Genomic DNA, 13,091 nt, shown 5'->3' on the forward strand with positions numbered 1-13,091 from the left:
GATACGAAGCTTAGGCTGAACTCCGTGGGATGCTCGCGCGAATTCCCGGCTCACAAATTATTTACAGTCTTCGTCTGACCTGTGTTCGATGGGATCGCTCCGCCGGCTGACTAGCGGTGTCACCGGAATTTCACCCGAAGCATGACGCTCACCACAAAAGGATCGCTCGGAAGTCGTTGATGTTGGTTCCGGTGGGACCGGGTTCGAACAGATCTCCCGTCGCATTGAAAGCCGTCCATGAATCGTTGTCGTCAAGGAGCTTTGTGGCGTCCAACCCGGCGGCGTTCAATCGTGATATAGTATCGCCACCCGCAAATGCGCCAGCATTGGTTTCGCTACCGTCAACGCCATCAGTGTCGGCTGCCAGCGCGAATACATTAGGGAAACCGTCGATATCGCGCGCGAGTGCAAGCAAGAACTCGCTGTTGCGACCACCCTTACCGTTTCCTTTCAGCGTCACGGTCGTTTCCCCGCCGGACAGAACGACCACGGGCCTCGGGAGTGGGCGCTTCGTCTCGGCTATGGCCCTCGCGATCGCGGCATGCAAGCTGCCCACCTCGCGTGCTTCTCCTTCCATGTTATCAGACAAAATCACAGCTTCGACACCCGCAGCATGGGCAGCCTGAGCGGCCGCCTTGAGGGAGACGGACGCGGAAGCAATCACGCGGTGCGTGTTCCGGGAAAATCGAGGGTCGGAGGGATGCGGCGCTCTTTCCGAACTGCTGCGGAAATGCTGGATGATAGATTCTGGCAGAGCGATTTGATATTGCCGGACCGCATCGAGCGCTTCAATCCGCCCGGCCGTGTCCGGGATCGTCGGGCCGGATGCCACCAAGGCGGGATTATCTCCCGGCACATCAGAAACAACCAATGTCGCGACCCGCGCGGGCCAAGCTGCACGGGCGAGGCGCCCGCCCTTTATCCGAGAGAGCTGTTTTCGGATGGTGTTCATCGCTGAAATCGGCGCTCCGGAGGCGAGCAAAACCTCGTTTAAGGCGATCTCATCGGCAAGTTCGAGGCCTGCAGGCGGAGCAGGCAGTAGGGCAGACCCCCCGCCTGTGAACAAGGCGATCACCAAATCATCGGGGCTCAGCTTCCCGACAGCGCTCAGCAATCTGTTAGACGCCAAAAGCCCCGGGCGGTCAGGCACTGGATGTCCCGCTTCCAGCACCTCGATCCGCTCGCAAGAAACGCCGAATCCATAGCGGGTGACAACTATCCCTTCGAGCGGACCGTCCCAGGCCCGTTCGAGCGCTTGCGCAAGCTGCGCTGCACCCTTTCCTGCACCGACCACGATTGTCCGTCCGCTTGGCCTTTCCGGCAAATGAGCGCGGATCGCGGCACTCGGTTCGGCCGCGGTTACCGCTGCCTCGAACAAGGAAGTCAGAAAGCGCCGCGGTTGAACATCGAATGCCGACATTACGCGCCCCTGCTAAGAAGTTCCATGTAGGCGGCGGCAGTCCAGGAAAATTCGCTTCCGCCGCAACCTTCGCCGGTCAAGGGGTCAAAATACTCGGCAAAGCCGTTGCTCTCGATAGCATTGATCGTCGACTTGCGAAGCCCTTCCGCCATTTCGCGTCGACCATTCCGCTCAAGTCCGTCTATCAATAGCCAGTTGATTACAGCCCAGACCGGACCTCGCCAATAGCGCTTGGCTTCAAAGCCGGGAAAGTCGGTGGGGGCGGATGGAAAGGCGACCGCAAGGCCCTCAGACCAGCGCTGCATCTCGTTGCAGGACGCATCCAACACACCCCTTTCGAGATCCAGCGCCAATAGTGGCATAAAGCCGGCTTGCGTTGGAGCTTGGACATCCTCACCCGAAACAAGGTCGCGAGAGACAAAGCGCCGCAAATCCGGTCGCCATTGCGCCAGGAGAGCCGCGCGAGAACGTGCGTTCATCGAACCGACTTCGTCAGCCTCGCGCTCTCTTCCGAATAGCCTTGCCAGTGCTTCTATCGCCTCACCGGACCGGAGAAGAATTGCGGTCGTTTGCACATCCGCGATCTTGAATGGAGCGGCTTCCCACTGTTTTTCCGGGTCCCAGGCGCATGCGGCGTAAGCGTCCACCAGATGGATAAACCGCCTGTAGTCTTCTTCGCGCGGACGCATGCCAGCGTCGACGTGTCCGAGGTCCTTGCGGACCACCGCAGTATCCGTCGTGGTCGGGACTCTGGCTAATGCTACGTCCCACGCGGGAGAGTTGTCGCTTCCGCTTTCCCATGGATGCAGCAGAGCAACCAGCCCAGTGTTGTCGGGGTCGCGCGCAGCATACCACCAGCGGTGCCAGCGGAGCGCCGCTTCGTAAAGCGGCAGTGTCCGGTCCGATGCGTAGTTCACTTCCTCGGACGTCGCGACGTCGTGGAGCCGCTTCAACGCCATCCCGAAGATCGGTGGCTGAGTGATGCCCGATGTGGGGATCGTATGGTTTGTCCGCCATACATCTGGCCCGGGAAAATAGGTGTCGCTTGGCTCATGAAAGATGATGTGAGGGATCATCCCGTCCGCCCATTGTCCTTCGGCGAGCCGCTCTAATTCGTGATAGGCCCTGGATAGGTCGTAGTGGGCAAAACCCATCGAAACAAATGCTGAGTCCCAATTCCACTGAAAAGGATAGAGCCGGTCCGTCGGAACGGTGTAGCCGCCGCGATCGTTTGCCTGCAAGATGCGCCGCGCTTTGTTAATGAGGTCGGTCATAGTCGGTCCTGTCGATAATCTTGAGTTCAGGCGGCTCGGCGGGGCAGCGCCCGTCCGGTCTCCGCAGAGAGCCAATTCAGTCTTTCGAGGTCGGGTTTGAGCCAGATCCGGTCGCCGGATTTCACCGTCTCATTGGACGGGAGAATGAAACGGACCGATTGGCCTTCGGCGGTGCCAGTCAAGAGCAGATGCGAACCCATAGGCTCGGCGACCCGAACATCGATACATAGACCTCCATCGGTCGAGGTGAGCGTGACGTCTTCTCCGCGAATGCCGAGCACAATTTTGCCGCCGGTCACATGAGGGACCGCCTGTTTCAGTGCGCCAAGCGCCACCGAACCGTCTCGCACCGGTAGTTCGATGAAGTTCATTGGCGGGTTACCCATGAAACCACCGACGAAGCGTGTAGCCGGTCGGCTGTAGATTTCCACCGGTGAGCCTGCCTGTTCGATGCGGCCGTTGTACATCAAGGCGATCCGGTCGGAGAGACCCATCGCTTCAGTCTGATCGTGGGTAACGTAGACAGTCGTCGTGCCCGAAGCTTGCAGCACAGCTTTGAGTTCTGTGCGCATCTCGAGCCGCAGAAGAGCATCGAGGTTCGACAGTGGTTCGTCCATGAGAAGAACCTGCGGCTCAACCGCGAGCGCACGGGCGACGGCGACGCGTTGACGCTGGCCGCCTGAGAGCTTGTTCGGGTAACGGTCGAGGTATGGCTCGATATGCAGAAGCGCCGCGGCTTTCTCGACCTGTTTCTTTACCCGGCTCGCGTCGGCTTTCTGCATTCTCAGGCCGAAGGCTACGTTCTCGTAAACGGTCATGTGAGGAAACACTGCGTAGTTTTGGAAAACCATCGCCAGGCCGCGGTCCTTTGGCGGAAGCCCAATTACGGACTTTCCTCCGATGCGGACGTCACCCGAAGTGGCTGTCTCAAGCCCGGCGATGATGCGCAAAAGTGTCGTTTTGCCACAGCCGGAGGGCCCGAGGAGCGATACGAACTCACCATCTCGTATGGTGAGTGACACCTCTTTGAGGGCGTCGACGGCGCCGAAGCTTTTCTTGATGCGGTCGATGACGATGGTCGCCATTGAAATCTCCGTTATTTGCTCGAAATGCCCCATATCGCGAACAGGTAGCGCCGGACCGCGAATATGAAGACGACGGATGGGAGGATGAGCATAAGCCCCCCGGCGAAGCGGTAGTGCAGGGGGCTCTCCGAAAGAACGGTGAGCAAGTACGCCGTCAGCGTGCGGTTGTTGACCGTTAGTACTGAGGCGGCGAAAACCTCGTTCCAGGAGATCACGAACGCGAAGACGGCGGTTGCGACAACTCCAGGCAGTGCGAGCGGTGCCACAATCCGGAAGAAGGCCTCGACCCGGGAGCAACCGAATACCCAAGCGGCCTCCTCGAGTTCGCGCGGCACGCCCAGGAATACTCCCTGCGTTACCAGCGCCGCGAAAGGCAACGCCAGAACCGTGTGGACGAGGCCCACACCGAGAACGGTATCGTAGAGACCCACCCGAATGAACGAAACGGTGAGCGGCAAAGCAAGGATCGCCAGCGGAAAGGCGCGCGTAAGCAAGACAAGCAGACGGTAGGTGTCCTTGCCGTAGAAGGTATAGCGCGCGAGCGCGTACCCGGCTGGTGCGCCGAGGCACAGCGATAAAATCACCGTAATCAGAGCCGCGCCGAGTGAATTCAAAAAAGCTGCTGCGACCCCTTCCGTCTTAAGAAAGAGGATGAAGGGTTCGACGGAAACGTCAGTCGGCAGGAGTGACTTGGGCCATCTATAGACACCGCTCCGGCCACCGAAGGCGCCAAGGGCGACCAGATAAATCGGGACGATCACCCATGCGCACAGGACCGAGATGCCGCTCCACAGCAGGATTTTGCGGGCCGAGGCGAAATTGGCAGGCTGGGCAGTACTCATGGCAACCGCTCCGGATCGACTTTGATGATTTTGAGGTAGGCGAGGGTAGCGGTCAGCGAGATCACCATGATCAAAACAGCGAAGGCAGCCGCGACGCCATAGTTCTGGTTTTGGTTCTGCCACGTGTACGCCTCGCCGACGAGGACGCGGAGGTTGTTTCCACCAAGGGAGTAGACCACGGCGAAAACTTCAAAGGCCAGCACGGTGCGCAGTATCAATGCGGACTGCAGCGCTGGCTTAATGAGCGGCAGCGTAATGCGGAAGAAGCGGGTCCACCGCCCGGCGCCAAAGATTTCCGCGGCTTCACGAAACTCTTTTGGTACTTGGTTGAGACCGGCCACGATTATCATCATTACGATCGCGGTGCCTCGCCAGATTTCCGCTACGGCGATGGCGAAGAAGAGCGTGAGCGGGGTCTGGTAGGAAAGCCAATTCGCCTGCTTGTTGATTGCCCCAAGCGAGAACAGGACGCTGTTCAGGTAGCCGCTGTTTTGCAGGATCGAAAGCCATACAAGCCCTGCGGCCAAGTCCGAGATGCCAAGGGGAATCGTCCAAATCCAAAGAATTGTCTCCCGGCCTGAATTGACTTTGCCGACCATCGAACCCATCGCGAGCGCCAAGGCTACCTGCACGGGAACCACCGCGAGGGAAAGAAGGAATGTGTTGCGGAGCGAGGCGGAGAAGTTGAGGTCTCCAGCCATGGTACTGAAGTTGGACAGTGACGGAACACCATCTGCGGACATTGCAAGCCACAACGTCTGGGCAAGCGGCACGAGGAAAAGCGCGGCCAGGAAGATGACGGACGGCGCCACCAATAGGTAGGGTACCCACGGGCGATTGTTCGACATGGAAAAGGGCTCTCAACTATCTTGATGATTGCCCCCGGCGGCGTGCCGGGGGCGGAGGTGACGGAAAGCCTATTCGACTGGGCAGGCGCCCGCGCTCGCCTTGTCGGGTGCCCAGCACGGCGCGCCGGTATCTTTCATGAGTTTCGAAAGAGAGGTTGCGCTCTCGTTGAGGACGGCCTCGATAGGTTCGTCGCGCAAAACGATTCTTTGGAACGTATCCATGTAGACTTTGTTGAACTCGCCGCCCCTGTCGCCGAGTCCGACCGGGAGGAGCGAAATCAACGCGTCTTTTGCCGTCTGTGTGGTCTCCACCACTTGAGCAAGCAGCTTGATGCCCGGATCGGTGTCTTCCGGCAAGGCCGCCTGCACTACCGGGAAGAAACCGACGTTCTGGGCAGTCAGGATTTGCGTCTCCGGTTTAGCCAGATGTTCAATGACAGCTATGGCGCCGGCTTGATCGGGAGCCCCTTTAGGCACGGCAAGTCCTGCCACCACTGGCATGTAGCCGCGACCCTTCGGCCCAGCCGGGGCCGGGAAGATGACGTATTGGTCGGGCTGGAGTGAAACTGCTTCCTTCAAGCGAGCGATGTGATCCCACGCAACCCAAACCTCGTCGGCGAGCAGGGGCTCTTGCATGAAGTTGTAATTTGTGGAGTTCGGGTTCACGACGGACCAGAGCTCCTTGAAGCGTTCCCAGCCTTTCGCTGCATCGGGCGACTTGAAAGGGCGCACAACGCCGGCCGTGAACGATGGATAGAAGTAGCCCTGGAAGAAGCGCGGCATCAGTCCTTTGGGTCCGGCGGGAAACCCGATCCGCGCCTGTCCGGTCTCCTTTTGCATCTTCTTGCCCCACTCGATCAGCTGATCGTAAGTGAGCGCGTTGATTTCGGCACCTTCCGGGAGATAGGCAAGCGCTTCCTTGTTCGCGGCCATCGCGTATGTTGCCTGCATCCAAGGAATGTACTGCTGGTGGGCTGTTCCGAGCTTGCCAAGATCGAGGATAGTTTTGGACATGCCGGCGGACGACAGCCTGGCCGCCAACTCGTCAAGTTCGACCAAACCATCCTTGGCGGCAATCGGTGAAAGCTCGCCATGTAGTGCGCCGACCAGGCTAATGGTATGCGTACCCGCCTGCCGTTCGGCTTCGAGCCTAACTGCAAACTGCGGTGGTTCTTCGACGACATAATCGACCGAGGCCTGCGCTCCGTCTAGGATGCGTTCGCGAACTATGGTCGCTTCCTCGATCGGCCTCAGCTGCGTCGACAAAAATATTGTGTCGGCACTGGCTGACGTGGCAACTAGGAGACCGGTCGCAGCAAGCAATCCCGACAAAATTGATGACTTCATAGTTCAAAACCTTTTCATACGTTCAGGAGTGTTGGCAGTCGGTCGGCGACCTGCGTTGCTAAGCCCTGCGATGGCTCGACCTTTGGACGAAAGCCACTGGATATACTTCCTGCAGGTTCTCAGGCGGCTCTCCGCCAATGGCGCGAAGCAACAATGAGGCGAGCCGTTCACCGAAGTCGGCCCCTGTCATCTGCATGGTGGATAGCGGCGGTACGCTATAGGCTCCCATAGGCAGGTTGTCGTGGCCGATGACGCTGACGCGCCCTTCGCCTCCAACCTCGCGCAGTGCTCGCAACGCACCTATTGCCATTTCGTCGGTTGCACAAAGAATCGCCGTGGGCTTTAAATGGCCAGACATCAGAGCTTGCGCGGCCACGTACCCGCCGTGTTCCGTTGGGTCACCCACCTCGATCAATTCAGTGCTGAGTCCCTGTGCGAGGAGGCCCGCTTCCCAACCCATTCGCCGAAGATGCGCGAAGGTGTAGTTTTGCGGAGCAGCCACGTGGCCGATGCGTACGTGGCCGTCTCCTGTAAATCTGAGTACGGCGTCGCGAAATGCCGTGAACCCGTCGCCGTCGATAAATGCATGGGGAATTTCGGATTCCGTGCGCCCATGGCTTACAAAAGGTATCCCCCGAGATTGAAGGAAAGAAACCCGTTCATCCTGTCGCTTTGTGCGCACCAGCACCATTGCGTCGACGCGTTCTCCGTCTACGAAGCGGCGGCACATCTCAATTTCGCTCTGTCCGCGCGGCACCGGAGCTATTACGAGATTGATATTGGCCTTCGCCAGATGCTCGGCGCAGTCGGAAAGCATATCGATGAAATGCGCTGGACCGATTTGGCCAGGGGCACTCGGGACAGGCACGGCGACGAGTTCGGCACGTTGCCTACGCAAACGTCGGGCCGCCGCGTTTGGTCGGTAGCCGGTCTTCTCCGCAGCGCGCCTGACGCGCTCTTTGGTTGCTTCCGAGACGTCCGAATAGCCGTCCAGCGCGCGCGACACCGTCGTTATAGAGAGGCCGAGAGACTTAGCCAGTTGTTTCAGGTTTGACATCTAGGATTCCAAAACGTTTTGGGGATTTCTCCCAAAACGTTTTGGTGATCAATCTATACCAAGGACTAGGGGGGCTGATCCGCGCTGCGATCAGGTGGCTCAGGCATTGCACGGATCATTTGGACCTACGCTGATGATGAGGCTCTGTCTGGCCAACAGAGCCAAGCCAAGCCGCGCTGCACACGATCGAATATCCAAAACCTGTGTATAGCTTCCCTTGTTGCGGAGGGATTTGCATAGTCCATCGTGCACTCTCCGGAAAACAGTCGAGCGTTTTCGGAGGAAGGCATGCGGCGGTTTAGCTCTCTCCCGCTGCGCGCGGACTTCGTCCGGCAGAAGGCCGTCCCATCCGCCCTTGGGGACGGCCTTCCATCCCTTTTCGTCGGACTAACTGTGCCGAGTATCCGTTTAGGTATCGCGGATTTTCGGCTCAGATAGCAGACGATCACGATCGGTTTTCGCCAACCGTGATCGCTGTGGGAACGCTTCGTTTATGCGGCCAGGAGTTCGTCTGAGGGCCCGAAGAATTCATAGTGGACGCGGTCGCTCGAAACACCCTCCTTGGCCAATGCCGGAACTAGGGAGCGAAGGAACGGTTTGGGGCCGCAAAGATAAAATTCGGCTTGGCCGATGGGCGTATTCTTGCGGAGCCATTCTCCGGTGATGTACCCGTCGAAGTCGTGAGACAGGCCTACGGCGTCCTTGCTTCCCGGCGCGCTGTAGAAGCTGCTGATCTTCGTTTTGCCATGCGTGCTGGCGAGCTTGCGAACATGCCGATCCATCGCATGGGTCGAGCTGTTCAACGCTCCATGAACGAAGTGCGCTTCGAGGTTCGGATGTTCCTCGGCGATCGTCTCCAACATGCTGACCATCGGGGTCAGGCCAACGCCTCCTGAGAGCAATACGACAGGAGCAGCAGGGGCTGCGGGTAGATAGAAATCGCCGGCCGGGGGCGTCACTTTGAGGACCGTTCCAATTACAGCAGTGTCGTGTAGGTAACGCGACCCGCCCTGACCCTGCGCTTCTCGCTTTACGGAGATTCGGTAGAATTCGTCGTTTGGTCCGCTGGAGATCGAGTAATTGCGTTTGATCTCGATATCTTTCTCGATGGGGAGGCGGAAAGTGAGATACTGGCCGGGTTTGTGACGCAGTACGAGGCCGCCGTCCTTTGGTTTCAAAATGAATGATGTGACGACTTCACTTTCCTGGATTTTGTCGGCGATCGTGAAATCCCTCCATCCGTTCCAGCCGCCAGATCGCCTTTCAAGATCGTCCCTCAATTCCGCTTCGCGTCCCTTCAGGATATCGGCCAAGAACCAGTAGGCCTCATCCCAAGCTTTCAAAAGTTCAGGCGTTGCGGCACTTCCGAGTACATTCTCAATTGCAGCGAGGAGCGCGCGACCGACGTAAGGGTAGTGCTCCGGGACGATATGAAAGCCGATGTGTTTGTGGGCAATGCGTTCCACCGAGGGGCCCATTACCCCGAGATTTTCGATGTTCCGGGCGTACGCCAGAATGGCCGCCGCGAGTGCGTTGACTTGGGAACCGCCATCGCCTTGGTTCGCATGGTTGAAGAGGTCACGAATATGGTCGTCGCGAAAGAGGACGTCATACATGCTCAGGGTAATCGCTGTGCCGTGCGCTGTGATGGCGGGTACACTCGCCTTGACGAGTTGGATGGTTTCCGGTGAAAGCGATTTAGGCATTTTCTTTCCTTTCGATTACGATGCTGCCGTCTAGGATGGGTTTGTGATCGTAGAAGTGCAGCTGGCATTTCACCGGGCTTATAATTTCCAGGTGATGGGGTACCTCCGGCGGCACGATGACGCTGGAGTGAATCTCGACGCTTGAGCGCGGGCGAGTATGTTGGTGGTATCTCAAGCTCCCTGCGAGCACCGTAAGCTTTACCCAAGTGCCCGGGCTGAGTTCGTACGACCGAAGCAGGGGCTCAGGTATGGAGCTCTCGTCAAAAATTGGGGTGCTTTTGTAAGGCAGTGCAGGTTTGCTCGAGCGGATACTGAAAAGATTGGCCCCCTCCGATCCGAACAACGCACCCGATAAACGGGCCGCAACCCTTGTTGCTTTCAGCTGGAGTTCGGCGGCGACATCGGCCGGGAGACTGTCCATGGTCACCCTTTGCCAGAGCGCCAACCAGCGCTTGAACATCTCGGGTTGGATGCGTGGGGCATGGATCAAATGGAGAGCTATCGGATTTCCCTTGTAGCGTCCGGAGGCGAGCAACATTGAACTCCAGAAATCTCTCATTCGCTGAAGGTGATCGTCCCAATCGACAATAGGGGCGAACCCTTCGCTGAGAAGCGGATCCTTACGAACTTCTCCATAGAAGCGGTCCACAACCAGCCTGATCTGCGTTTCGGTAATCGGTGCTGCGCTCATCCCCGGAAGCCTTTAAAGATGTATATAAGATGCATCTATCTCTAGGCGAAAATTGATGCTAGTCAAATGCATGATTTTGGGAGTGGACGTTTTGACGCAGAGTTGCCAATGAGGCTTACGAAATATACGGACTACGCGATGCGCCTGATGATCTATTTAGGCTCGCAACAGTCTGGGCTCAGCTCGATCCGCGAAATATCGAATACGTTTTCGGTCTCGCAAAACCATATGATGAAGGTTGTTCAGGACCTTTCGAACGGAGGTTTTTTAGAGTCAGTCCGCGGGCGCAATGGAGGTATACGTCTCGCAAGACCGCCAAGCGAGATCAACCTTGGAGCCCTGCTTAGGCACACCGAAGAGCTTACGGATCTCATAAACTGCGAAGGTTGCCGAATAGCGTCTGCCTGCACTCTCCCGGTCGTTCTTTCAGAGGCAACTGCTGCGTTCGTCGCCGTCTTCGACAAATACTCGCTCGCAGATCTCGTTGACAGACGGGCCGCGCTAGGTACGCTCCTGGGATTTTACGACTCTAGTTCAGGAGAAAGCAGATCTCCGTAGAACTGCGATCCAAGCTTCACGGGGAAGACTGCCTACTTGAATTTCCGGCCATTCGGATTTTCGTGTGGAATTCCATTGTTGCGGCTCGCCCAAGTCTGAGTAGTGTTCGCCGCTTGATTGTGCTCAAGAAATTCCGCCGGCGTTTGACGGCGTGGACGTTCCGCGGTCGCCAAAATTAGGCCCTGACTTTCGGAGCGTGCGGAGCGTAAACTTTCGTTTGGGAAGTCGCTTCACTGCGTCGATGCTATCTTGCTCTGACAGAGAACAGGAGGCAGCAATGCAAAACGTCCGATACCCGATCTTTGCCATGGTTTGGTTTAACGTCATCCTTGGCGCTTGGTTGTCCATCCACATGCTCTACGACCCCGAGGGATGGTACTATTTTGTGCCGGGTGTCACCGATACGGGTTTCTACAATCAGCATTTCGTTCGTGACATTGGAATCATCCAGGGCTTTATTGCCCTGGCATTCGCGATAGGTACATTTAAGCTAGACAGGCGCGTCGAACTCTGGGGAGCAGCAACTCTTTGGTTGGTGGCGCATGCCGTGTTTCACTTGTGGGAAGTGGCCGTGGGTATATGTTCGGCTTCTGTGATCCTGCGCGACTTCCCGGCCGTCAGTTTACCCGCACTGTTTGGAATATCCGCGACTGCGTGGGCCTGCAGCCGCGGCTCCCGCCGGGTCTCATTGGAGCGCGCGTCAATCTGATGAGCACGCCCGCTCGAGGCGGCGACTTGTCTACCTTCGATCGTTGTCTCTGTTACCGACCGGCGTGCGAAGCCACTGATGCCGTCGTCGGCCTGTCAGTACCTATCCGGCAACGCAGGTCGCGTTGAAACGGCGTTGGGCGCTGCCGGATGGCCGTGCGACATTTAGTCTGTCTAGCCTTTGGTATGGGGTGCACGCACTTGGACTCCCACGTATGAAAACGCGTGGGATGGCTTGACCGGATGCGATGGACCGAATGAGCGCAGGGTTTTTCCTGGCCTATCTCTGCGACATAAGAATGGTACCACACACGGCCTAAAGCGGCCCAAACTCCGAGGGGAGACGGGGACCGGGGTATTCCCACCGGTCCCCGTTTGGGCGGTTCGTCTGTATTTGCGCTGTTACCGTGGGGGATGTCGGATGTCGTCGGGGTGCCAGGCGTCAACCAGCCTTAAGCCGCATACCCGAGAGTATAGGTCCACATAGACCCATGTGTACCGTCAAGATCTTCGCACGTTGTGTTAGTTAGTCCCCGCTAATAGGGCACCATAGGGTCAGCGTTGTTGAACCGATGCGCTGCGCAGCGCTCGCTGGAGCTTGCCCGGCAATACGTAGCTAGCGGAATTCGAGGCTGAATTGGCGCAACATACTCAAATAGCGAAAAATTCCGCGGACGCGGTAGTGTACGTCGTAGACGACGACGAGGGAATTCGGGAGGCCTTGCTAGAACTGTTTTGCGCGTCGCAAAAGAAGGCGGCTGCATTTTCAAGCTGCCAGGATTTCTTGCAAGCTGCCGATATCTTGGCACCAGGGTGTCTCGTCCTTGACCTCAGAATGCCGGGGGAGACTGGTCTTGATCTGCAAGAGCAGCTCACGTTGGCGGGAAGTCGGTTGCCCGTAATTTTCCTAACCGGTCACGCAGACATCCCGACTAGTGTAAGGGCTATCAAGGCGGGGGCCACCGACTTCATCACGAAGCCATTCGTAAGCGAGGATCTCCTTGAGGCGGTCGAGAGGGCGATCAAGTTGGATTCTGAACGCCGAGTGGCAGACGCGGAGCGAGACCGAATTAAAGCGCTTGCGGACAGCCTGACACCGCGTGAAACCCAAGTGATGGATGCGGTTGTCACAGGTCTAATGAACAAGCAGGTGGCGTATCAATTGGGCATCAGCGAAATGACTGTGAAGCTACATCGGATGAGTTTGATGCGTAAAATGGAGTGTCGTTCCCTCGTGGAACTCGTTCGCAAGGTTGAGCAACTGCGCGACAGTGAGATGTAGGTTCGCATCATAATCGGAACAGCGCTACCCAAGCTCTGGTTCTAACGCCGGTTTGATTCCGCGGAAAACCCGCAGCTCAGCGAGCAGAGGCAGATCCTCCTATCAATTCGCCAACCACCCTTCTGAGACCGGGAAGGGTGTTAGTGATACCGGACGGTCGATGCCGCGGCCCGATCTCTCCGGTGCCCAGCCCAGTTGCCGGGCGCATTTTACTTCGCCGCTCTCCCATGTGCGGACTCCGTGTGTCGTCCGCGCCTCTCCCATCACCCTTGT

At 57.8% G+C, this 13,091-nt stretch carries 12 protein-coding genes; 3 read left to right on the forward strand and 9 right to left on the reverse strand.

The features are described 5' to 3' along the window. Window positions 1-148: 148 nt before the first annotated feature. The 9 genes from IB277_RS13850 to IB277_RS13890 form a co-directional block, all read right to left on the reverse strand. Complete coding sequence (locus IB277_RS13850) at window positions 149-1,420, reverse strand: glycerate kinase (RefSeq protein WP_192371107.1); 1,272 nt, start codon at window positions 1,418-1,420, stop codon at window positions 149-151. Continuing rightward, window positions 1,420-2,694 (reverse strand): neutral trehalase, encoded by a 1,275-nt coding sequence (locus tag IB277_RS13855; protein ID WP_192371108.1) that lies wholly within the window; start codon window positions 2,692-2,694, stop codon window positions 1,420-1,422. Before IB277_RS13855 ends, IB277_RS13850 begins: the two co-directional genes overlap by 1 nt. Window positions 2,695-2,720: 26 nt before the next feature. After that, on the reverse strand, window positions 2,721-3,779 hold the full coding sequence (locus IB277_RS13860) for an ABC transporter ATP-binding protein (RefSeq protein ID WP_192371109.1): 1,059 nt from the start codon (window positions 3,777-3,779) through the stop codon (window positions 2,721-2,723). 11 nt (window positions 3,780-3,790) lie between these two features. Beyond that, window positions 3,791-4,621: a carbohydrate ABC transporter permease gene (locus IB277_RS13865; protein WP_192371110.1), complete on the reverse strand. Its 831-nt coding sequence runs from the start codon at window positions 4,619-4,621 to the stop codon at window positions 3,791-3,793. After that, the gene (locus tag IB277_RS13870) at window positions 4,618-5,469 is read right to left on the reverse strand and encodes a carbohydrate ABC transporter permease (RefSeq protein WP_192371111.1); all 852 of its coding nucleotides are present in this window, start codon (window positions 5,467-5,469) and stop codon (window positions 4,618-4,620) included. The genes IB277_RS13865 and IB277_RS13870 overlap by 4 nt, the downstream gene beginning before the upstream one ends. A gap of 69 nt (window positions 5,470-5,538) precedes the next feature. Next, on the reverse strand, window positions 5,539-6,816 hold the full coding sequence (locus IB277_RS13875; RefSeq protein WP_192371112.1) for an ABC transporter substrate-binding protein: 1,278 nt from the start codon (window positions 6,814-6,816) through the stop codon (window positions 5,539-5,541). 58 nt (window positions 6,817-6,874) lie between these two features. Continuing rightward, entirely contained in the window at window positions 6,875-7,873 is a 999-nt protein-coding gene (locus IB277_RS13880) for a LacI family DNA-binding transcriptional regulator (protein WP_192371113.1), read from the reverse strand. A 491-nt stretch (window positions 7,874-8,364) separates the two neighbouring features. Beyond that, the gene (gene hmpA / locus IB277_RS13885) at window positions 8,365-9,579 is read right to left on the reverse strand and encodes an NO-inducible flavohemoprotein (RefSeq protein WP_192371114.1); all 1,215 of its coding nucleotides are present in this window, start codon (window positions 9,577-9,579) and stop codon (window positions 8,365-8,367) included. Continuing rightward, entirely contained in the window at window positions 9,572-10,270 is a 699-nt protein-coding gene (locus tag IB277_RS13890; protein ID WP_192371115.1) for a DUF1971 domain-containing protein, read from the reverse strand. The genes hmpA and IB277_RS13890 overlap by 8 nt, the downstream gene beginning before the upstream one ends. Window positions 10,271-10,378: 108 nt before the next feature. Between IB277_RS13890 and IB277_RS13895 the strand changes: the two genes are divergently transcribed. From IB277_RS13895 to IB277_RS13905, 3 genes are all read left to right on the forward strand, one after another. After that, window positions 10,379-10,828: an Rrf2 family transcriptional regulator gene (locus IB277_RS13895; RefSeq protein ID WP_192371116.1), complete on the forward strand. Its 450-nt coding sequence runs from the start codon at window positions 10,379-10,381 to the stop codon at window positions 10,826-10,828. Window positions 10,829-11,105: 277 nt separating this feature from the next. Continuing rightward, the gene (locus IB277_RS13900; protein WP_192371117.1) at window positions 11,106-11,537 is read left to right on the forward strand and encodes a hypothetical protein; all 432 of its coding nucleotides are present in this window, start codon (window positions 11,106-11,108) and stop codon (window positions 11,535-11,537) included. 681 nt (window positions 11,538-12,218) lie between these two features. Next, window positions 12,219-12,818, forward strand: a complete 600-nt coding sequence (locus IB277_RS13905) for a response regulator (protein ID WP_309140346.1) — start codon at window positions 12,219-12,221, stop codon at window positions 12,816-12,818. The last annotated feature ends 273 nt before the right edge of the window (window positions 12,819-13,091 follow it).

Source organism: Ensifer sp. ENS07, from assembly GCF_014852185.1.
In the GTDB taxonomy this organism is placed as follows: Bacteria; Pseudomonadota; Alphaproteobacteria; order Rhizobiales; family Rhizobiaceae; genus Ensifer; species Ensifer adhaerens.